The organism is Eikenella sp. (assembly GCF_057315495.1).
In genome coordinates this window covers 13,778-35,493 of record NZ_DBHKXY010000016.1, presented here as the reverse complement: position 1 = coordinate 35,493, position 21,716 = coordinate 13,778, and the positions used below count along the sequence as shown (strand labels likewise).

Below are 21,716 nucleotides of genomic sequence, written 5' to 3'. Positions count from 1 at the left end.
CCTTGCAGGATAAGGCTTGCGGGGGGCTTTAGCACCTTTTTTGTTACTTATGCCTCATTCTCCATTTTCAGTTTAACAATCTTTTGTCGGACACCTCCACAGAGGCAAACCCACATCTACATCGGCTTCAACACCATTAGAAAATACATCACCACTGTGGCGCAGAAGGCCGGATAGCCCAGCATTTCCCACCAAAATTGATAGCGTTTGTAGCTGGCCGGCAGCGTATTTTCGCCCGCCTGCCAAGCCGCAGCCGCCTGGCGCGCCATCTTGATTTGCAGCCACACTACCGGCAGCCAGCACACCCCTGCCAGCGCATACAGCGCCAGCGTCCACCTCACCCACAGCCACGCCCCGCCCCACGTGAGCGGCATGCCTAAATGATGCAGCATCCACAAACCCGAGAGCGGCTGGAAAATCACCGCCGGCGTGGTGAACCACCAATCCGCCTTCATCACCCATTTCGACACCACCGCCTGCGCCGCCACCGAGCCGGAACGGTTCGCCCAAAACAGATAAAACGCCGTGCCGAAGCCCGTGCCCACCATCAGCGTGGCCGAAATAATGTGCAAGGTTTTCACCACCATATAAGTATTCATGATTCACTCCTAATCATTGTTTCTAAACAAATAAAATAACACTGCCAAAATCGGCACATTCTTAACCAGCGGCGCAAACGGGTGCAGCCACATTTCAGGCAGCCTGCACGCCACAATCACGCTGTAGCCCAGTACTACGGCAAATTGTGCCAGCCATATAAAACGGTAATTTCTGAATTTTGTGAAACATAAAATCCCAAAAAATATATCTAAAGCCGATGAGGCATAAAACGCTACCGTCTGCCATTCTGCCGCAATACCCGCCTTGCCCAGCAAATCCAACGACACATCCGCCGCCGTCAGAGCAGGCTGTATCCCGCTCCAAAGCCATAAAAAACCCATCGAAAACCGCAACACGTCAAGCCGTTTCATTTTCAATCCTTTCGAACACACTATTCTGGCCAAGACCGCCGCGCTCACTGTGTCGTAGGGCACAGTTATCATGATTGCTGCCGGCAGCTAAAGGAATACCACCGCCGAAACCAGCACTCCGACCACCAGAGGCTGCCTCAAAGGCTACCAGCCGCCAGCTAGCAGAAATCCCTAACTACCCACGCCTTTGTAATGATGCAGGCTACCTGAAACTAGTTTATTTATTATTTCCTAAATTTCTGTCTATAGAGAAATAAAGATTCAAAAATTTAGCGGAATTATCCGCATAAATTTAAGAATTTACATCCCTCAGGCAAGGCTACCTGAAAATATCCGGTAATGTTTCAGGTGGCCTATTCACCTGCAAACTGTTTCAACGGAAAAATTTCTGAATGCCCGCGCCCAGCTTCAAAATCTTCACCATGGTGCCTGTGGAAAGTTTCAGCATTTCATTGGCCCAGATGGTGAGGGTGCCGATGAAATCGTTGGTTTGCCGGATTTTCTGCTGCACGGCCTCGTTTTCCTGCGCGAACTCCGGGCTGTCGATTAAGGTTTGCAAAAACTGCCGGGTGGGCTCGATTTCGCGCTGCATCCGTACTTCGGCAATGGTGCGGAATAGCGTCCACACATCATCCGAAGTGGCGAAATGGTCGCGCCTATCGCCCATGATGTGCACGGTGTGCACCAATAACAAGCCTTGCAATTCTTTGATACTATTGGAAACATTAGAGCGAGCCATGCCCAGCGTTTCGCAAATTTCTTCGGCATTCATCGGCCGCCCGATGATATACAGCAGCGCATGGATCTGCGCCACGCTGCGGTTCACGCCCCACTTGGAGCCCATCTCGCCCCAGTGCAGGATAAATTTTTCAGTAGTTGGGTTCAGTTTCATAGTGAGACGAAGTTTATTTCCATCTTTAATTTCTGTCAATACAGAAATTATGAAATATTTTTCAGGTAGCCTTTCATGGTCGTGTTTTAGCCATAAAAATTTCAGGTAGCCTCAATCATGCTGCAGGCTACCTGAAACTGTTTTCTTGCTGATTACACGTCTTCCGGTGCCAGCTCAATCTGGGTGGCGCCCTGCTCTTTCAAGCCGGCCTCGGCTTCCTGCCAGGCCTGATTTAGCTGTGTGCAGGCTTCGCCTTCGGTTTTGAGGCCGAACAGCAGGCGATAGCGCTGTTCGGCGGTGGGGGTGGCGGGCAGGCTGAAACTGCGGATGCCGGGGTAGCGCTGTTCAATGCTAGCCATTAGGGCGCTGATGCGGGATTCGGGCAAGTTGATCCAGGCGCTGATGCTGCGGCGTTCGGTTTGGTGTTGGAGATGGGCGTAGTATTCGTCGAGCACCCAGGCAGCCATGGGCTGTGCCATCACGGGGAAGCCGGGCAGGAAGTAGTGTTCGCGGATGGAAAAGCCGGCGATGTTGTTGTAGGGATTGGGAATCAGGCTGCTGCCTTGGGGAAACTCGGCCATGCGCAGGCGGATTTGGTGGCCGTGGCTGTCGAGGCTGTCGCCGTGTTTGAGGGATACGGCTTCGATATTGGCGGCGGCCTGCGGGTGCAGCACCAGCGGCAGGCCGAGGGCTTCGGCAGCGGCTTGGCGGGTGTGGTCGTCGGGCGTGCTGCCGATGCCGCCGGTAACAAAGGTGGGCAGGCCTTCGGCAAAGCTTTGGCGCAGGCGGTGGATGAGGATTTGGCGGTTATCGGGTAGGTATTGCACTGAATCGAGCTGCAGGCCTCGCTCTTTGAGCAGCTGTTTGAAAAAGGCGAAGTGTTTGTCTTGGCGGCTGCCGTGCAGGATTTCGTCGCCGATGATGATAAGGGAAAAGGACATGAGTTTTCCTTAGGAAGGAGGGCTACCTGAAACTGTGGCTGATGCTTTCAGGTAGCCTCTATGCAAATAACAGGCTAGCTGAAAACTGGATTGCTACTTGAGCCTCCCTGCAGCCTACAACTTTCAGCCAGCCTTTGCTGCTTAATAGCTGGTGGCCGGCATCGGGCAATACTGGATGGATGCGGGGCGGGTGGGATGTACTTCGCCATTGGCCTGCGGCAGGATTTCCACCACGGCCACATCGCAACCGTTCCCACCGCGCGAATATTGCACTTCATAATCCTTGCCGGCCTGCGGGGTGAGGCTGGCGGCAAGTCGGCAGCGGTTTACCTGGCTGGTGGTTTCGGTGGAAAACGCACCGTCGAGCACCAACACTTTGCCAGCAGGCACCACAAATTCTTTATACGATTCACGGAACAGCACGCCGGTATCGGCATTCACGGTGTTGCTGCGCTGGGTGGCAGGCATGCCCACGGAAAGGTTGCGGATACGGCGCGGCAGGCCGCCGGTGAAACGGGTATGGCGGCGGCGGCCTTGTTTTTCTGCCCATTGCTCGCAGGTGCTGTTTGGAATCATGCGAACTACATCGCGGCCGTATTGGCCGTAGATACGCAGTCGGGCTTGGTTTTGCGCGTTATACGGCACTTCGCGGTGTACGATTTGCGATTTCTGCGACATAAAACAACCGCTTAAAGCTAGTGTAGCACAAATCGGCAGCAATAAACTGATTTTCTTCATAAGACGTTCTCCGTTGGGTAAAAGTCAAGCTATTCAGCTACAGCAAATCCAAAATCTGCCCGGGCGCATCCAGCCGCGCATCGGCCGGCCATTCGTGCACCGGGTCGCTCTCGGCAATGTAGCCCCAATTGGCCAAGGCAGTGGCCATCCCGGCATTTTTGCCCGCCACCATATCGCGCTCGGCATCGCCCACATACAAGCAGCGCTCCGGTGCAATGCCGATTTGCTGGCAGGCATGGTGCATCGGCAGCGTGCTGGGTTTGGATTCGGCACAAGTATCGCCGCTCACCACCACCGCAGGCGGAGCAATAAAGCCCAGTTCGGGCACGAGCAGGCTGGTAAAACGGTGCGGCTTATTGGTGATGATACCCCAGGCAATACTGCGGCGAGCGAGCTGCTCGAGCATGGGGTTGATACCTTCAAACAGCACGGTTTCATCGCAAAAACCGTGCTCGTATTCGGCCAAATATTCCTGCCGCCAGCGCGAGTGGTCAGGATGGCCTTTTTCAATGCCGGTGCCCAGCTTAATCAGATAGTTGGCGCCGTGGCTGGCCACCGGCCGGATTTGCGCCATCGGTACGGCAGGCAGGCCGTTCCTGGCCAAGAGGCGGTTGAGAGCGCCGCCCAAATCCAATGCAGTGTCGGCCAATGTGCCGTCTAAATCGAATAATACAGCTTGAATCATAAGGTTCTCCAAAGAAGGCGGATGAGGCTACCTGAAAAGTATCTAGCGCAACCTTTACCGCCGCTTACCACAGCCGCGAATTATAGCGTAGGAATAAAATCCGGTTAAAAATTTGCTGCCCTACTCCGCCTAATACCTTGCTGTAGCGGAAAAATCCATTTGCTGCACCGTCTTTACAATTCCAACCGCCCTGCCCCGCCGCGCCCAAGCTGGTACAATGCGCCGCATTCCGTTTTGATTCGCACAAAGGAAAAACGATGAAAACCCAAACCTTCCGCCTTGCTGCCGCAGCCGTTTTGGCTATGGCCATCGGTAGCGCCCAAGCCGGCGGCATCGAAGCCCTGCAAAAATTCAACGCCGATACCGATGGCATCAGCGGCAGCTTCAGCCAAAGCGTGCAAAGCCGCAACAAAACCCGCAATGCCCAAGGCCGCTTCAGCATCCTGCGCCCCGGCCTCTTCAAATGGGAATATACCAGCCCCTACAAACAAACCATCGTAGGCGACGGCAGCCACATTTGGCTCTACGACATCGACTTGGCGCAAATCACCAAAACCGCACAAAACCAAGCTATCGGCGACAGCCCCGCTGCCATCCTCTCCAATAAAGACGCCCTCTCCGCCAGCTACACCCTGAAAGAAGACGGCTCCGCCGGCGGCATCGACTACGTATTGGCCACGCCCAAACGCTCCAACGCCGGCTACCAATACATCCGTCTCGGCTTCAAAGGCGACGACCTAGCCGAAATGCGCCTGAAAGACAGCTTCGGCAACCAAACCACCATCAAATTCAACAACCTGAACACCCGCCCCAACCTCTCCCGCAGCCAATTCCGCTTCACCCCGCCGCAGGGTGTGGATGTGCTGACGCAGTAAGGGCAGTTGAATGCTTGAAACAAAAAGAAAGGCTACCTGAAAGTTTCAGGTAGCCTTTTGGGTTAAATAATAAATTGGAAGATTTTATTCAATTAAAGTTCGCAAGTTTTAATATACATTAAATGCGAGCATAGGAAATCTGGTGTATCAAAGCTCAATTATGATTTACTGAATCATTCAAAGGAGACTTTACTATTAAATCCAGTATATCCTATTCATTTAAAACTTCTCTTATAATCGAGTCTGCTTGACATCTTGATAAAATACTAGCAAATGATCCTATTTGTTTACAATATTTTTCTGCAATATCCTTGTCTGATGATATAAAAAACTCTAATGAACAAGAAGAAATAAAATTTCTAATTTCTTCGATTGAATACTCATGACTTCTATCACTTGAACCAATCAAGCAAGTATTACTATCTAAAGGCATAACAATTAATCGTATCTTATCATCTTTATCATAAAACGGCTTTTGTATACCTAATGAGTTTATAAATACGACAATAGAATCTCCTAAAATTAATATCTCTTTTGTCTTAATAATTCTAAAATTTAGCCTAGAAAAAATATTAATCTTCTCCTCTGGTGCGATTGTTTCTTTTAGTGTTTTTAAATGTATTTCTTTTATTTTGTTATTTATAATTTGTGAAGAAAATTCCTGCCTCAACTGTGTAGCCATTATAGGCATAACGCTATCGGGTAGATAATAAAGCAACAAATTTGGATCTTTTTGAATAGTTCTTGTCAATATTTTCTTTTGTTTATTTGAAATCTGAACCTTATCAATTATATCTTTAATAAATTTTCTATCTCTTTTTATTTTCCTAACTAAATAATCATAAAATAAAGTCTTATTTTCAAAAGTATCAGAAATAGCTTGGACTATATTTTTTATAGCTTGGGAAAAATTTACCCTTAGGCTTCTAGTTCTAATTTCAAATTGGGCAACTAATTTAGCAGCCACTTCTCCAGATACAGGGTTATTATTATCATATTTTTTTAAGCTATTAACTGTTTTTGATATTATCTCCTCCTCTTTGGTTATAAGTTCATCAACAATTATATCATTCTCTTTTGTATAGAAATATCCTTCCACACCAACATTTTGTATATTTGATTGATATGGATTTCTATCTACTCTAGCCACCCAAGTTTTTGCTCCATTTTTTTCAATCGTGAACCCTCTTTGTAGGAATTGCGGAATATAGTGTTGCCTTTTTCCTGCCATGTTTTTATACCTCAATCTCTATTCATCTCAATGCGCCTCTTCCCAATTCATTCCCACGCCAACCTCAGCCACAAGCGGCACGTTCAACATCCCTTCGTCCACTTTTGCCATAATCTGAGGCAGTTTTTCTTTGACTAAATCCAGTTCGGCTTCGGGTACTTCCAACACCAGTTCGTCATGCACCTGCATAATCAGTTTGCTCTTCAGGCCGTCTGAAACCAGCCAGCGGGACACGTCTATCATGGCGCGTTTGATGAGGTCGGATGCGGTGCCCTGCATGGGGGCGTTGATGGCGGCGCGTTCGGCTCCGGCGCGGGCGTTGGCGTTTTTGTTGTGGATGTCGGGCAGGTAGAGGCGGCGGCCGAACAGGGTTTCGACGTAGCCTTGGGCGGCGGCTTGTTCTTTGGTGCGCTGCATGTATTCGGCGACGCCGGGATAGCGGGCGAAGTAGCGGTCGATAAAGTTTTTAGCAGAGATATTGTCGATGCCCAATGATTTGGCGAGGCCGTATTGGCCCATGCCGTAGATCAGGCCGAAGTTGATGGTTTTGGCGTAGCGGCGTTGTTCGGGCGAGACGTTTTCGGGGACGATGCCAAATACTTCGGCGGCGGTGCGGCGGTGTACGTCTTCGCCGTTTTGGAACGCTGTAATCAGGGTTTTGTCGCCGGAGAGGTGCGCCATGATGCGCAGCTCGATTTGGGAATAGTCGGCGGAAACGATGACGCTGCCTTGCGGTGCGGTAAAGGCGCGGCGCACGCGGCGGCCTTCGGCGGTGCGGATGGGGATGTTTTGCAGGTTGGGGTTGTTGCTGGCGAGGCGGCCGGTAATGGCGATGGCTTGGGCGTAGGTGGTATGCACGCGGCCGTCTTTGGGGGAAATCATTTCGGGCAGTTTGTCGGTGTAGGTGGATTTGAGTTTTGCCAAGCTGCGGTTTTGCAGGATGATTTTGGGCAGGGGGTAGTCGGGCGCGAGCTGTTCGAGCACGGCTTCGTTGGTGGAAATGCCGCCTTTGGCGGTTTTTTTCAGGCCTTTGGTGGGGATGCCCATTTTGTCGAACAGGATTTCTTGCAGCTGTTTGGGCGAGTTGAGGTTGAACGGCTGGCCTGCGGCGGCATAGGCTTCTTGTTCAAGCTTCATCAGCTCGGCGCCAAGTTCCGCGCTTTGGCGGGAGAGTTCGGCGCGGTCGATTTGCACGCCGTTGCGTTCCATTTCAAACAATACCTGCGCGACGGGCAGCTCCATTTTTTCATACATTTCAAGCTGTTTGCCGTCCATTTGCGCGCGCAGGTGTGCTTCGAGGCGCAGGGCGAAATCGGCATCTTGGGCGGCGTATTCGGTCGCCTGTCCGATAGCGACATCAGCAAAACCGATTTGCTTCGCGCCTTTGCCGCACAGCGATTCGTAGGTAATGGTTTCCAAGCCGAGCCAGCGTTCGGACAATTCGTCCAAGCCGTGTCCGAGATGGCTCTCAATAATGTAGGAAGCGAGCATGGAATCGCCGGCAATGCCGTTCAGGGCGATGTCGTAGTTGGCGAAAACGTGTTGGTCGTATTTGAGGTTTTGCCCGATTTTTTTCAGGGCGGGGTTTTCCAAATGCGGTTTCAGACGGCCTAATACGTCTTGCAAATCAAGCTGTTCGGGTGCGGCAGTCAGGCTGTGTCCTACGGGGATGTAAACCGCTTCGCCCGCTTGGAACGCGATGCTGATGCCGACCAGCGCGGCGTTCATCGCGTCTAATGACGTGGTTTCCGTATCGATGCCGATTGTGTCCGCCTGCGACAGTCTGTCCAACAAAGCGGCAAACTGCGCTTCGGTGGTAACGGCTTGATAATCCAGCTTTTCGGGCGCAACGGCTTTTTCAGGTAGCCTTTCAGACGGCGTTTCCATGTCCAACGCCGCCTGTTCGCCTATCGTATCGCTGCCGAACAAATCGCCGTCCGCCGCTTCGTGCATACGGCTTTCCGCTTCCTTCAACCAAGTGCGGAAGCCCCAGCGTTTGAAATCGACCGCAAGCTGCGACCATTTCGGCGAAGTGCGGCGCAGGCTTTCGAGGCCGTCTGAAAGCTCGGTGTGCAAATCCACATCGGTTTTAATCGTGACCAAATCATACGACAGCGGCAGTTGTTCCAAAGCGGCTTGCAAGTTTTCGCCGACCTTGCCTTTGACTTCGCCAGCGTGTTCCATCACGCCGGCCAGCGAGCCGTAGGCTTCCAGCCACTTCACCGCGGTTTTCGGGCCGCATTTTTCCACACCCGGCACGTTGTCCACCTTGTCGCCCATCAGCGCGAGATAATCGCGGATTTGGTCGGGGCGCACGCCGAATTTTTCCTTCACGCCTTCAATATCCAGCGTCTCGCCACTCATCGTGTTCACCAGCGTCACGCGTTCGTTCACCAACTGAGCCATGTCCTTATCGCCGGTGGACACCACCACGTTCCACCCTGCTTCACTGGCCATCGCCGCCAACGTGCCGATAACGTCGTCCGCTTCCACCTGCGGAATCACCAATACCGGCCAGCCCATCAGGCGCACCAAATCCGGCAAGGCTTCCGCCTGCGGGCGCAAATCGTCCGGCATCGGCGGACGCGTCGCCTTGTAGTCGGGGAACATCTCGTGGCGGAAATTCTTGCCCTTCGCATCAAACACCACCGCGCAATAATCGTGCACATAATCCGCCCGCAGCCGGCGCAACATGTTCAACACGCCATACATCGCCCCAGTCGGCGCACCGTCAGGCGCGGACAACTGCGCCATTGCGTGATAAGCGCGGTAAAGATAAGAAGAGCCGTCAACGAGGAGGAGGGTTTTGCGCATTTGGGCAACCGTTTGTGTGGAATAAAAACAGTGGGATTATAGCGCACAATAAGCAGGCTACCTGAAAGCCAGCCAAAACCGAGCGGCAAATTGCCGCTAGCCTTTGGCAGGTGTAAGAAAGGCTACCTGAAAACCGCGGCGATTGGGTTTCAGGTAGCCTTTTATGGGATGGATGACGGATTTGCTTTTATTGAGAAAATGCTTTTTATTGGCAAGCAAAATGGTAAAGCCGCCCTGCTCTGGAGCAAGCTCAAGGTCGGTTGTAAGCGGTGCGGTAGTGAGGCTCAAACAACGTGGGTTGCTAAGTGGCACAAATTGCTCGGCCGTTTTTTCAGGTAGCCTTCAAGCCAGCCAGTCGTAGCATTGCTCCCACAGCAGGGTTTCTTCCGGCTTTTCGCGGCCGGCCAGCAAGGCTTGCTCAAAAGCGCGGCGAAAGGTGGCACGGGTGTGCGGGGCGGCGAACCAGACGGAAAGTTTGGTGACTAGATGCTCACGATGCGGGCGATGGTCGGGGAGATAACAGGCTTTATCCCAGTCTGGTTCGTTTGCGCCATAGGGTATGGTCAGATACAGGCTGATAAATTCGCGCAGGGCGTTGGTTTCAGAAGCAGATTTCGTCCACAGGGCGAGTAGCTCATCGGTTACGTCGAGACCTGCAAAGTGGAACATGACGAGCCACGTGGACAGGCAGCCTTCGTAGCGCGGAGCAGCGATTTGGTGTGCAAACCAGGCGGTAGCAAAACGGTGTAGCCAGCGGATTTCATCTTCCAGCCAGCATTCGGGCAGGTCGCAGCGCAATTTGTCGAGCAGCATTTCATCGAGAGAACGCACATCTTCATCGTTTACCAAGGCCTGCAAAATGCGCGGCAGGAAATGCTTCATATCGCGCGCTGTGGCGGCTTCGTCTGCCAGCGGTATACTGCCCAAATAGCCGGCCAAGTTGTTAGCGGGAATCTCGCGCAGCCGATAACTTAACAGCTCGTGCTGGCAGTCTTCGGGCATGCAGCATGCGCAGGTGCAGATGTTGAGTGGGAAATGAACCGTATAGGGGGCGAACAGCCGGTAGGCTTCTTCGATGAGGTCTTGCATTTGGCGACTCTGTAGTTAAGTTTCAGGTAGCCTGAATCAGTTGAAGGCTAGCTGGAATATGGCTGCTGTGATTTGAAGTATTCAGTATATCAGGCACTTTGTCGGATACCTTATTCGGCCTTTGGCTTGCTCGACCAATGGTTTACGATTGCAGGTAGCCTGAACTGGTTTGAGGCTACCTGAAACCAAACTGCTATTCCAGTTTTCAGGTAGCCTTTTTTCACAAATAAAAACGCAGGCTGTTGGCCAACCTGCGTTCCTTGAGGAGTTGCTGCTTAGTGCACGTCTTTCCAGTATTCCTTTTTCAGGAAGTAGGCCAACGGCAGCATGATGGCAAACAGGAACAGCAACACGCCGTAGCCGATTTGTTTGCGTTGCAGCTGCGCGGGTTCGCCCATATACACCAGATAGGCCACTAGGTCTTTGGTGTAATTATCGAACTCTTTGGCACTCACTTCGCCGTTAGGCAGGCGGCGGCTGTGCAGGCCGGTGGCCTCCCAATACAGTTTGGGCACCAGGTTGCCGTGTTCGTCTTTCACCATCACGGGCTGACCTTTGCTGTCAAGCTCCACCGCGCGGATACCCTGCTGTTCCCACAAGGGGTGCGGCATGCCGACTTTGTCGAACACCAGGTTGTTCCAGCCGGTTGGGCGGCTCGGGTCTTTGTAGAAGCCACGCAAATAGGCGTAGAGGTAATCCGCACCGCGCGAACGGGCAATCAGGGTTAAATCCGGCGGCTCGGCACCAAACCAGCGTTTAGCATCTTCCGGATTCATGGCAGACTGCATCACATCGCCGGTTTTATCGGTGGTGAACATCAGGTTTTTGCGGATTTCGTCTTCGCTCAAGCCCAAGTCCTGCAAGCGGTTGTAGCGCATACCGCTGGCCGAATGGCAGGAAAGGCAGTAGTTGGCGAAAATTTGTGCACCGCGTTGCAGGCTCACTTGGTCGCCCAAGTCGATATCTACATGTTCGTAGTGGCCGCCGCCAGAGGCATTGGCGCTTAGCGGCAAGGCCAACATCAGCGCGGCCAGCCAGTTTTTCCATTGTTTTTTCATTTCGCCGCTCCTGTTAAATGCTGTTGGCAAACAGATACGCACCCGCCAAGGTAATGGCTGCATACACAAAGAACATGATTTTTTGGCGGGTAGTGCTCATGGTTACGCGTTCCGGCACTGCTTTATCCGCATTCAGCTTGGTGTTCAGCAGTGTACCGACAAAGAAGAAGGCCATATACAGCACAGAGAACACACGGATCAGCAGAGTTTGGATTTGGAACGGATCGGCACCAAACAGGCGGACAAGCAGATAGAGATGATAAATGCTCACCAGCACCGCAAGCAGCATCACGCCACCCACCCAGCCTGCAGCAAACAGCGCAGCCAATGGCTGGGAGCCCAATTTCTGCTTAAATACAGCTAAGCTCGGGCGCTCCGGGCTGGTGTAAATCGGCATGCCGAGGAAGAACAGGAAATAGAAAATCGTGAACGATTGGGCAATTTCCGTTCTGAGATCGGTAGCCACCTGTGCACCAAGAATACCCAGGCCGATGAAGGCAATTAGGAACAGCACCAGCATAGTTTTGAAGGTGATGTTGCGGTAGCGCACGGATTTCACCGGTGAGCGGTCGAGCCAAGGCAGCAGAGCAATCAGAATCACTGCTGCACCCATGCCAATTACACCCCACACCTGCGTGCCAGCAAACGAGGGAATAGCGCGCAAGATGGCGTAGAACGGAGTGAAATACCACACTGGAGCGATGTGAGCCGGAGTTTTTAGCGAGTTGGCCGGGTCAAAGTTGGGCGCTTCGAGGAAGTAGCCGCCGCCTTCAGGTGCGAAGAACATGATGGCGCAGAACACAATCAGGAATACCACCACACCCAAAACGTCTTTCACGGTGTAATACGGATGGAAAGGGATGCCGTCGAGCGGGATACCGTTTTCATCTTTCAGCTTTTTAATTTCCACACCGTCGGGGTTGTTTGAGCCCACTTCGTGCAGCGCAATCAGATGCGCCACTACCAGACCAACCAGCACCAGCGGCACAGCAATCACGTGCAGCGCAAAGAAGCGGTTGAGCGTAACGTCGGAAACGTTAAAGTCGCCACGAATCCAAGTGGACAAATCCGGGCCGATTACCGGGATGGCGCCAAACAGATTGATGATTACCTGCGCACCCCAAAACGACATTTGGCCCCAAGGCAGCAGGTAGCCCATAAAGGCCTCTGCCATCAGGGCGAGGAAAATCAGCGCGCCGCACACCCACACGAGTTCGCGTGGTTTTTTGAACGAGCCGTAAATCAGGCCGCGGAACATGTGCAGATACACTACGATGAAGAACATCGAAGCGCCGGTGGAGTGCATATAGCGGATAATCCAGCCGCCGGACACATCACGCATGATGTATTCCACTGCCGTAAATGCGGCAGGCAGATGGTATTGGTTCAGATTGCCGTCCGGTTTGTAGTTCATCGTCAGGAAGATGCCACTGACAATTTGAATCACCAGCACCAGCAAGGCGAGCGAACCGAAGAAATACCAAAAATTGAAGTTTTTCGGTGCGTAATATTCGGTTACGTGTTCCTTCATCATTTTCGAAAGGGGGAAACGCGCGTCCACCCAGTCGAGCAATGCTTTGGCTTTATTATTGGTTTGATTGGTCATGATTTGTTCCCCGGTATCAGCCGTCTTCGCCCACACGGATGGTGGTCTCAGATAGGTATTTATAAGGAGGAATCACCAGATTGGACGGTGCCGGCACGCCTTTGTACACGCGGCCGGCCAAGTCGAATTTGGAGCCGTGGCAGGGGCAGAAGAAACCGCCCTTCCAGTTCGCACCCAAATCAGCAGGAGCGAGGTCGGGACGGAATGTGGGCGAACAACCCAAGTGGGTACAGATACCAATGGCCACCCAGATACTATCTTTGCCTTTAATGGAACGCAGCTCGTTTTGGCAGTATTCCGGCTGCTGATCGGCAGCAGTAGAGGAGGGATCGACCAATTCGCCGTTTAAGGAAGGCAAATCCTTCAGCTGCTGCTCGGTGCGATTGAGCACCCAGATTGGCTTGCCGCGCCATTCAGCGGTAACCAACTGGCCGGCTTCGATTTTGCTTACATCGATGTCGATCGGCGCACCGGCCGCTTTAGCCTTTTCCGAAGGGAAAAAGCTGGCAACGAAAGGCGTGGCTACACCCAGTGCGCCCACGCCGGCAGCACCGGCAGTGGCCAGCACCAAAAAGCGCCGCCGTTCCTGATTGATTTCTTGGTTAGTCATTACTCAATCATCCTAATACTCTGAAAAAACCGAAATACTGAGGCCTTTGCACAACAGTCGTTGTGGCACCGTAGGGTGGCAACTTTGCAAAGGCCTCAATGCTGCCAATAGTGCAGCGGCGTGATTTTACCTTAATCTAAATCAACACTTAAAGCAATATTTGAAATAAAGTAAAGATTTGTCTTACCACCGCGGGTTGTGTGGGCATAAGTGCAACAATGCAACCGCTTGTTGGCATGATAAAAATGCCGCCAAAGGCCACCTGAAAAACAAAATGTAAAGATTACACTGCCCAGTTCAACTCAAGCCGGATTATCTTCATCAAAGAACAAGCATTCCAGCGGCCACTCCTGTTGTAGCCGTGCCGACAGCGCTTGGATGCCGTAACGTTCGGTTGCATGGTGGCCGGCACTCACAAACAGCACGCCATTTTCCTGCGCCAAATGATATTGCGCTTCGGAAATCTCGCCGGTAACGAAGGTATCTGCGCCCATATCGATCGCCTGTTGGAAAAAACCCTGCGCCCCTCCGGTACACCAAGCCAGCTTACCCACCGGCCGCGATAAATCGCCGGCAGACACCGGTTGGCGCCCCAAACGCTCAGCCAGATTAGCCAGCAGTGTATGGCCGTCTGCCTCCGCCACCGGCGTACCGAACATCAGTAAGTTCTGCTCGCCGGTTTGACCTTCGATGTGCCATCCCATGCGTGCTGCCAGCTGTGCGTTATTGCCTACCTCAGGGTGGGCATCGAGCGGCAGATGGTAGCCGGCCATATTGATATTGTGCCGAATCAGTGTGGCGATGCGACGGTGTTTCCAGCCGGTAATGGTGATTGGCTCGCTTTTCCAAAACAGGCCGTGGTGCACCAGGAGCATATCGGCATCCTGCGCCACGGCATAATCGATGGCAGCCTGGCTGGCGGTAACGGCACACACGATTTTATGCACCTCTTCCCGCCCTTCCACCTGCAGGCCGTTGGGGGCATAGTCGTGGAATTCGGCAGTGCGCAAAAATTCGTTGCACCAGCGGATAATATCTTGGCGTTGCGGCATAGTTGGGCTCCATAGCGAATGGGTAATGGGCCTATTGTATTTTCAGGTAGCCTTGGATGTATTGCAGGCTACCTGAAAATATTGCTTGGGTTACACCGGATTGATTGAACTGCAATCAACTTGTTAATTGGTTTTCAGGTAGCCTCGTATCTGAGGCTACCTGAAATCGGTGTGGGCGGTTTATTTATTAGCGAGTTTGATGAGGTCGTCGGCCAGCTTACCAGCGGCAGTTTGGTAGCCTTGAGCGGTGAAGTGCACACCGTCGCGCGCACCTAAACCTTGCGCCATCCAGCTTTTCATACTGCACGCGCCACCCATGGCAGCCTGCCACGACCAATACAGGATTTGCTCCTGCTGCGCCACGTCGCGCTGCATTTGCTGCATGGCATCCAGATACGGCGGGCGTTGACCGCATTGACCATGCCGCCCTTTAAGCGACTCGGGTGCGCCAATAATCAGGATGCCGGCGCCGGGCAGCGCTTCGCGGATTTTGTGGATGGTATCGGCCCAAATACGCTTGGTTTGCGCCATATCGAGGTGGCTGTTAAACGCTTCGTTGGTGCCATAGGCCAGGATGACCAAATCAGCCTGGGTGGCCGACAAGTCCTGCTGCCAATCGGCACGCCAGCCGCTCCATTGTGAGAGCTGCGAGCCGTTGATGCCCATGGCGGATACGATTACACCGGGGCGGTTGTTTTCAATGTTGATGTGACCGATTTCCCAAATATCGCCGGCTTGGGCGCGGTAGCTGAGCGGCAGCCGTGATGTGAAGGAGAAATACTGCCAAGCGTTGCTGCCAAGGTTGGGCAGAGAGGCAACTTGGCTGCCTTGCGAGTCGTGCACCTTGAGCTCGCTGTCGGCAAACACGGGGCGGGCGGTGATGGTGATTTGCTGGGCTTCGCCAATGGGGCTGCGCGGATTAACGGTTACGCTGCCACCGCCGCCGGAGGAGCGGCTGAGAATGCCGCCTAGCGGAAAATCAGCACGGGCATTGCGGTTGCTCAGCACCTGCCAGCCGCTGCTGCTATGCAGCACTTGGGCATTGCGCTGGCCAGATACGGTGTTGGGATACACCCAGCCGATGCCGCCATCGCCCCACTGCTGCTGCAAACGGGTGCGCAATTCGTTGGTAAAGTAGTCGCCGGCGGTATGGGAGTCGCCCAGCTGGATGATACGGAATTTCACGTCGCCGCCACGGTTGAGCCGTTGCAGCTTATCGAGCCACACAGGCTGCCAGCTGCCGTAGTTGGTGAGCTCGGCTTTCTCTGGGGTGCCTTGGGCGGCTGTTTCGGCGCTGCAGGCCTGGCAGGCGAGCAGGCAGGCGGTCATCAAGGCCAGCTTGCGGCCTTTTTTGGAAAACAACATTACTCTAGCTATCCTTCAATTATGATTTTCCACTCGCCATCACGGTTTCGGAGGCGGCAGGGGTGGCTGGCGCAACGGCATTGGCAGGTCGGTAGTCGATACGGCCTGCTATCTGGTCGGCCAGAAACTGTTGTCCCTTTATGGTGAAATGAATACCGTCTTTGCTGCGCAAGCGGATGGTTTGCCCGTTGATGCTGATGCTGTCGCGGTATTGCCCATCTTCACCGCCCATGATTTTATCGGTGGGCAGCCAGATGGTTTTCCCGGCCAACTCGCTGGCAAACAGGCTGTCGAGGTAGCGCATTTGGGCATTGAGACGGCTACTCTTCATTATCGGCACGCCCAGCCAAATAATCTGGACATCGGCTGCCTTGGCGGCTGTCACAATGCGTTCGATACGCTGTCGATACACCTGTTCCCATTCTGGGCTTTGGAATTTCAGGTAGCCTCGGGTGCCCGGTTCGGGATTGGGGAAATCCCAAGGGTCGTTCGGCCCAAGAAACACCACCAGCAACCTGATTTTTTGATCTTCCCGCAAGGTTTTTTCTATAGTAGCCGGCCAGTCGAAGAAACTGGGGTAGGACAGGCCGGTGCTTTGGCGGCTGAGATTGAGCGAATCGATGCCGTATTGGCTGCTCAACCATCTTTGCACGTGCGGCGCCACACCTTCCATCATGGAATCGCCGGCAAAAAATACTTTATCGCCAGCCGACAACTGCACGCGCTCTGGCAGCGGTTTAGGCGCAGTATTTTGCGCCACAGCCGGTGCGGAAGCAGGTTTGGCTTCGGCTTCAGACGGCACGGCAGGTTCAGTAGGCAATACGACTATACTCGGTGGCGCATGCTCGGCGGTATGCTGCTGGCGCCAGCTTTCATTTTTGGTTTCCAGCCAGCTTAAGGCGGCTTCGTGCTGCTGCAGAGCCGCTTGTTGCCAACGGCTGCCGCTACGCCACCAGCTGTAATCATTTAATTTTTCTAAAGGGCTGGCGCGATGATAGGTTTGCTGCCAATAGGCGTTGATGGAATCTTGGCTGAACCACACCGTGAGCAGCGCAGTGAGCAGCATGGCCACATATAGCCGCCACACCGGTGAAGCAGGCTTGCTTGGTCTATCCGATGCTGGACTGGACAGACTGGCAGTATCTACTACGGGGCGGGCGGTTTTAGCCGGCCGTACGGTAGCATATTGCGCAGATTTTGCTTTACGCTGTGGCGCTTTATGCCCTGCTCTGGCTGTTTGGCCTGAGGCTACCTGAAAACGGGAGGACGATATAGTCTCAGCTTTAGCCGCTTTGGCCGCAGGTTTAGTTTTATGCTGGGCTGCGGCCTTAGCCTTGGTCTGCGTTCCGGATTTGGTTACCGCCTGTTCCGGCATCGATACCGGCAACTCCAGCTGTTCCGGACGTTTTTCCGCAACCGATTTGCGGCGCGCGGCTTGATCGCGGTGTTTGTGCTTATTGGCTCTACGCTTGGCTTTACTGGGGTTCATGACTGCCTAATCCTCTCTTATTATTATAGTTATTAAAAGTTAGCATACATAAAGCCGGGAATGCCGGAAGGGGCAAACACCATCAGCAGCCACATCGCCGCGCCCATCGGCAGCGGCCATGTCCACATCGGCAGGCGTTCCAACAGTGCCACTGCACCATTAAACAGCTTGGCCAAGAGGCCATATGCAGTCAGCGCCAGCACCATTGCACCCAGTACCAGCAGGGTTTCCAATTCCGGCATGCCGCTGCCGCCACCGCCGAACAACGAACGGAACATCAGCCCGGCATCGGCCAGGCTTTCGGTGCGGAATACCACAAAGGAGAAGCAGACGAAGTTAACGGTAAATAACACCGCCACCAATTTGCCCAAGCGGGACGAACCGGACAATTTCTCTCGCCCGCCCAGTATTTTATCGCCGATATTCAGCCCCACCAGCACCACGCCATGCAACGCGCCCCACAGCAAAAAATTCCAGCCGTGGCCGTGCCAAATGCCGGAGAGCAGCATGGCAATCATCAAATTAATCTGCGTGCGCCACCAGCCTTTGCGGCTGCCGCCCAGCGGAATGTAGATATAGTCGCGAATCCAAGTGGAGAGCGTGATGTGCCAACGGTCCCAAAAATCGCGCAGGTTAAACGCGCGCAGCGGCATGGCGAAGTTTTGCGGCAACTGAAAGCCGAGCAGCATAGCCATGCCCACCACCAAATCGGTGTAACCGGAAAAATCCATAAACAGCTGAACGGTGTAGCCGTACATTGCGGTAAGCACCGTGATGGCATCGTATTGCAGCGGGTTTTCAAATACCGGATCCACCCAGTTGCCGCCCAGCGCCCCGGCTAGCCACCACTTTTTGCAGATACCCAGCACAATCAGGCCGATAGCCAATGCCGGACGGATCATGACGCGCAGCTGTTCGCTGCGGATTTGCACCGCCATGCCGCCGTCTGTGCCATAAATGCTTTTCAATTGGCCGGCACGGGCAATCGGGCCGGAAGTAATGGTGGGGAAAAAGCTGAAATACAGCAAAAGCTCACGCCATTTAAGCCGCACGTCTTCATTGCGGTAGAGCGACACCAGATAAGCCACGCCTTGAAAGGTGTAGTAGGAAATGCCAAGCGGCATCAAAATGCCCAGTGCCGCATCTTGCCCGCCGCGCTGCAACAGCGGCAGGAAGAAATCCACATATTTGAAAAACGACAAATTCAATACTGCCAGCAGCACGCCTGCCGCGAGCCATCTGCGCCGAACCACCTGCGCCTTACCTTGCGACAAACCGGCCGCAATCAGCGTAACCCCCAGCGAAAACACCAACACCGCCACGGCAAAGCCCCAATGCAAATGCCACAGCCAACCCAAACCGGCAAACAGCAACAGCCAATTCTGCCAGCGCGGATGCTTGGCTAGCAGCCAGTAAATGGGGAAGAAGCACAGGAAAAAGGCAGCAAATTCGATAGACAGCAGCGGCATAAAATCAGCGCAAGGAAAGAAAGGGTTAATTCGTCGGCGAAAGAGCCGAATTATACTGTTTCCCGCTGCCGGGATAAAGCGTTTTACATATCCTGTGCCATACAAACTGGGTTTCAGGCAGATCGTTTTTTAGGTAGCCCCAGACTGGCCGGAGGCTACCTGAAAACATCAGCGTCAGCACAGTAAAAAATCCATTTGGCTCACCGCCCTACCCCTTTAGCAGCCAATTTGGTATCATAACGCCTTTTTATCTCAGCCACTGGCTCTATCCAAGCAATAGCAGCCCACCAGAAAACCATGAATAAGAACACCTTTATTATCGGCTTTATGCTGTTCGCCATCTTTTTTGGCGCCGGCAACCTGATTTTTCCGCCCACCCTCGGCCTCAATAGCGGCCCCGAATTCTGGAGCACCCTCCTCGGCTTCGTGATCACCGGCGTCGGCCTGCCGCTGTTGGGCATCGTGGTAAGCGCCTTCTACCACAACGGCTACAAAACCGCCCTCACCCGCATCCACCCTTGGTTTGCCGTTATTTTCCTGATGGCGATTTATCTCACCATCGGCCCTTTCTTCGCCATCCCGCGCACCGGCGCCACTTCCTACGAAATGGCCATGTTGCCCTTTATCGGTGAAGCCGGCCGCACCTCGCTTCTCGCCTTCACCGTGGTTTACTACGCTATTACCCTGTGGCTGAGCCTGACCCCCTCCAAAATGGTCGAGCGCATCGGCGCCATCCTCACCCCTGCCCTGCTCATCGCCATCCTTGCCCTGATCGGCAAATCCGTGTGGTGGCTCTACGGCAACCCGCCCACCATGCCGGCTGCCAACTTTGGCGATCAATCCGCCTTCCTGGCCGGCTTCATTGGCGGCTACCAAACCATGGACGTGCTTGCCTCCGTGGCCTTTTCCGTAATTGTGATTAATGCCATTAAGGCCAAAATGCCGGCGGATCAGCGCGATAACCAAGTGGTGATGAAGCAAACCTTTGTGGCCGGCATTATCGCCGCCGTATCGCTGGCTATTATTTATGTTGGCCTGGCCTGGGTAAGCAACCGCCTGCCCGTATCGCCCGACACCATGGCCGACTTAGCTGCCAAACAGCAAGACATCGGCTCCTTCCTGCTCAATACCGCCGCCTACCAAACCTTCGGCAGCTTCGGCCGTATCCTGTTCGGCATCATCGTTACCCTCGCCTGTCTCACCACCTCGGTCGGCTTGGTGACCGCCGTGGGCGAATTCTTCTACGGCCTGTTCCCGCGCATCCGCTACAGCAGTTACGTCATTGCCGTAACCCTCGTGAGTTTCATCCTGGCCAACCAAGGCTTGAGCGCCGTTATCGGCAAATCCGTGCCCGTGTTGATGGTGCTCTACCCGATTGCCATGACCATCCTGCTGCTGCTGATTATCGACAACTTCATCCGCCCGATGCCCCTGCTTGCCCACCGCCTCGCTACCGGCCTGGCTACCGCGGTTTCCATCCTCTCTGTAGCCGGTGCAGGTTTTACCGAACAACTGCCGTTGAAAGCCTATTCGCTGGAGTGGCTACCCTTCGCCCTGGCCGGGATTGTGCTCGGCGGCATCATTGGCAAAATGAGCAGCGGCAAACCGGCTGATCAGGAAGAGGTTTGATTGGTTAGAATACTTCCCATTGGAACCAGAAGGCTACCTGAAACACGGTGCGGTGCAGTTGCCGCAAAGTTTTCAGGTAGCCTTTTTATAGTGGATTAAATTTAAATCAGGACAAGGCGGCGAGCCGCAGACAGTACACACGTTACGGCAAGGCGAGACAACGCTGTACTGGTTTAAATTTAATTCACTATATACTCAGCCCAACCTATGTTTTCATTTAAGTTAAAGGCTACCTGAAATTCAGGTAGCCTTTGTATTACCGTCCATCAAATCTGGCCAATCCAAGCAATCCGCAATCACAGATCAGCCAAGCGCTCCACGCTCGGCGCGTAGTAGTAGGCACTGCGCTTGGCGGTGGACATATGTTTCAGCAGCAGGTCGATTTTGCCGTCTTTTTCACCGAACATGAATTTCAGCTGCTCGTCGATGTTGTGCAGGCTGGCACTGTAAGCGATGAATTGCAGGCCGTGCTCGCCGCTCACTTGGCCGAAAGGCAGGCTGCGGCGCACGATTTTCAGGCCGACGCCGTTTTCTTTGATGTTGGTGCGGCCCAGGTGCGAATCAGGCAGGCGGTCTTCGCGGGTAAATTCGATGTTATCGGCTTTACTGCGGCCGACGGCCTGCTCCTGCTCTTGCACGCTGATGCTGTCCCATTTTTTCAGGTCGTGCAGGTATTGTTGCAACACCACATAGCTGCCGCCCGCGCTTTTCCCTTCGGCGATGATGCCGACGGAAGCGATTTCTTCGTCGCCGTGCGGGTTTTCCGTGCCGTCCACAAAACCGTCTAGCCCGCGCTCTTCCGGCATACGGAAGCCGTGGGTTTCGTTTTTCACCTCAAGCGATTGCCCGAAAACCGCCAGCACTTTTTCTGCCAGCAGATAGTTCAGGCCGGTATGAGTGGATTGGATATGGATCATCAAATCGCACTGGGTGGCCGGGCACAGGCCGTTGCCCAGCGGTACGAAGGGGCAGATTTCTTCGCCTTCGCCGCTGTGGTTCAGATCGTGCCAGAAGTCTGCACCGAAGGCGATGGTCATGCCCAGCTCGTGGCCGGGGAAACGAGTTTGGCAGTCTGCCAGCGCGGCGAGGGCTTCGCGGCAGGCGGTTTTGACTTTGGCCTTATCGCGCACGTTGGCCTCGATATAAATGGCGGCGGTGATGGTTTCCGGGATGATGGCGGTTTGCGGGGTACTCATGCTGGC

19 protein-coding genes and 1 pseudogene are annotated in these 21,716 nt (G+C 53.7%); 3 read left to right on the top strand and 17 right to left on the bottom strand.

The genetic code is table 11. The annotated features are described in order from the left end of the window. Positions 1-116: 116 nt before the first annotated feature. From ACO6EE_RS02545 to ACO6EE_RS02520, 6 genes are all read right to left on the bottom strand, one after another. Positions 117-599 (bottom strand): DUF2269 family protein, encoded by a 483-nt coding sequence (locus tag ACO6EE_RS02545; RefSeq protein ID WP_485959000.1) that lies wholly within the window; start codon positions 597-599, stop codon positions 117-119. Between the two features lie 9 nt (positions 600-608). Next, the gene (locus ACO6EE_RS02540) at positions 609-971 is read right to left on the bottom strand and encodes a DoxX-like family protein (RefSeq protein WP_485958998.1); all 363 of its coding nucleotides are present in this window, start codon (positions 969-971) and stop codon (positions 609-611) included. A gap of 373 nt (positions 972-1,344) precedes the next feature. Further along, complete coding sequence (locus ACO6EE_RS02535; RefSeq protein WP_485958997.1) at positions 1,345-1,863, bottom strand: GbsR/MarR family transcriptional regulator; 519 nt, start codon at positions 1,861-1,863, stop codon at positions 1,345-1,347. A 152-nt stretch (positions 1,864-2,015) separates the two neighbouring features. Further along, positions 2,016-2,804 carry a competence/damage-inducible protein A gene (locus ACO6EE_RS02530; protein ID WP_485958995.1) on the bottom strand — a complete coding sequence of 263 codons (789 nt, stop codon included), beginning with the start codon at positions 2,802-2,804 and terminating at the stop codon, positions 2,016-2,018. Positions 2,805-2,945: 141 nt separating this feature from the next. Beyond that, the gene (locus tag ACO6EE_RS02525; protein ID WP_485958994.1) at positions 2,946-3,482 is read right to left on the bottom strand and encodes a hypothetical protein; all 537 of its coding nucleotides are present in this window, start codon (positions 3,480-3,482) and stop codon (positions 2,946-2,948) included. A gap of 97 nt (positions 3,483-3,579) precedes the next feature. Then, on the bottom strand, positions 3,580-4,227 hold the full coding sequence (locus tag ACO6EE_RS02520; RefSeq protein ID WP_485958993.1) for an HAD family hydrolase: 648 nt from the start codon (positions 4,225-4,227) through the stop codon (positions 3,580-3,582). A gap of 257 nt (positions 4,228-4,484) precedes the next feature. On the opposite strand from ACO6EE_RS02520, the gene lolA reads away from it, so the two are divergent. Then, the gene (gene lolA, locus ACO6EE_RS02515) at positions 4,485-5,102 is read left to right on the top strand and encodes an outer membrane lipoprotein periplasmic chaperone LolA (protein WP_049258767.1); all 618 of its coding nucleotides are present in this window, start codon (positions 4,485-4,487) and stop codon (positions 5,100-5,102) included. Between the two features lie 211 nt (positions 5,103-5,313). Here lolA and ACO6EE_RS02510 read toward each other — a convergent pair whose 3' ends face one another. From ACO6EE_RS02510 to ACO6EE_RS02465, 10 genes are all read right to left on the bottom strand, one after another. After that, the gene (locus tag ACO6EE_RS02510) at positions 5,314-6,333 is read right to left on the bottom strand and encodes a DUF4238 domain-containing protein (protein ID WP_485958991.1); all 1,020 of its coding nucleotides are present in this window, start codon (positions 6,331-6,333) and stop codon (positions 5,314-5,316) included. A 27-nt stretch (positions 6,334-6,360) separates the two neighbouring features. Further along, positions 6,361-9,147 carry a DNA polymerase I gene (gene polA / locus ACO6EE_RS02505; protein ID WP_485958989.1) on the bottom strand — a complete coding sequence of 929 codons (2,787 nt, stop codon included), beginning with the start codon at positions 9,145-9,147 and terminating at the stop codon, positions 6,361-6,363. Between the two features lie 342 nt (positions 9,148-9,489). Then, on the bottom strand, positions 9,490-10,236 hold the full coding sequence (locus ACO6EE_RS02500; protein WP_485958988.1) for a hypothetical protein: 747 nt from the start codon (positions 10,234-10,236) through the stop codon (positions 9,490-9,492). Between the two features lie 275 nt (positions 10,237-10,511). Continuing rightward, positions 10,512-11,294: a cytochrome c1 gene (locus tag ACO6EE_RS02495; RefSeq protein ID WP_485958987.1), complete on the bottom strand. Its 783-nt coding sequence runs from the start codon at positions 11,292-11,294 to the stop codon at positions 10,512-10,514. A gap of 13 nt (positions 11,295-11,307) precedes the next feature. Next, positions 11,308-12,900 carry a cytochrome b gene (locus ACO6EE_RS02490; RefSeq protein WP_485958985.1) on the bottom strand — a complete coding sequence of 531 codons (1,593 nt, stop codon included), beginning with the start codon at positions 12,898-12,900 and terminating at the stop codon, positions 11,308-11,310. A 16-nt stretch (positions 12,901-12,916) separates the two neighbouring features. Further along, a complete protein-coding gene (petA, locus tag ACO6EE_RS02485; RefSeq protein WP_485958983.1) occupies positions 12,917-13,510 on the bottom strand; it encodes a ubiquinol-cytochrome c reductase iron-sulfur subunit in 594 nt (197 codons plus the stop codon). A 302-nt stretch (positions 13,511-13,812) separates the two neighbouring features. Further along, positions 13,813-14,562 (bottom strand): Nif3-like dinuclear metal center hexameric protein, encoded by a 750-nt coding sequence (locus ACO6EE_RS02480; protein ID WP_485958981.1) that lies wholly within the window; start codon positions 14,560-14,562, stop codon positions 13,813-13,815. A gap of 180 nt (positions 14,563-14,742) precedes the next feature. Next, positions 14,743-15,927: an SGNH/GDSL hydrolase family protein gene (locus ACO6EE_RS02475; RefSeq protein WP_485958980.1), complete on the bottom strand. Its 1,185-nt coding sequence runs from the start codon at positions 15,925-15,927 to the stop codon at positions 14,743-14,745. A gap of 19 nt (positions 15,928-15,946) precedes the next feature. Further along, the gene (locus ACO6EE_RS02470; RefSeq protein WP_485959002.1) at positions 15,947-16,993 is read right to left on the bottom strand and encodes an SGNH/GDSL hydrolase family protein; all 1,047 of its coding nucleotides are present in this window, start codon (positions 16,991-16,993) and stop codon (positions 15,947-15,949) included. A 455-nt stretch (positions 16,994-17,448) separates the two neighbouring features. Continuing rightward, complete coding sequence (locus ACO6EE_RS02465) at positions 17,449-18,885, bottom strand: MBOAT family O-acyltransferase (protein WP_485958978.1); 1,437 nt, start codon at positions 18,883-18,885, stop codon at positions 17,449-17,451. Between the two features lie 297 nt (positions 18,886-19,182). Between ACO6EE_RS02465 and brnQ the strand changes: the two genes are divergently transcribed. After that, positions 19,183-20,514, top strand: a complete 1,332-nt coding sequence (brnQ, locus tag ACO6EE_RS02460; RefSeq protein ID WP_485958976.1) for a branched-chain amino acid transport system II carrier protein — start codon at positions 19,183-19,185, stop codon at positions 20,512-20,514. A gap of 86 nt (positions 20,515-20,600) precedes the next feature. Then, positions 20,601-20,707, top strand: a pseudogene (locus tag ACO6EE_RS02455) (IS5/IS1182 family transposase); the annotation flags it as partial. Positions 20,708-20,810: 103 nt separating this feature from the next. Here ACO6EE_RS02455 and ACO6EE_RS02450 read toward each other — a convergent pair. Beyond that, on the bottom strand, positions 20,811-21,710 hold the full coding sequence (locus ACO6EE_RS02450; RefSeq protein WP_485958975.1) for a Dyp-type peroxidase: 900 nt from the start codon (positions 21,708-21,710) through the stop codon (positions 20,811-20,813). Positions 21,711-21,716 lie beyond the last annotated feature (6 nt).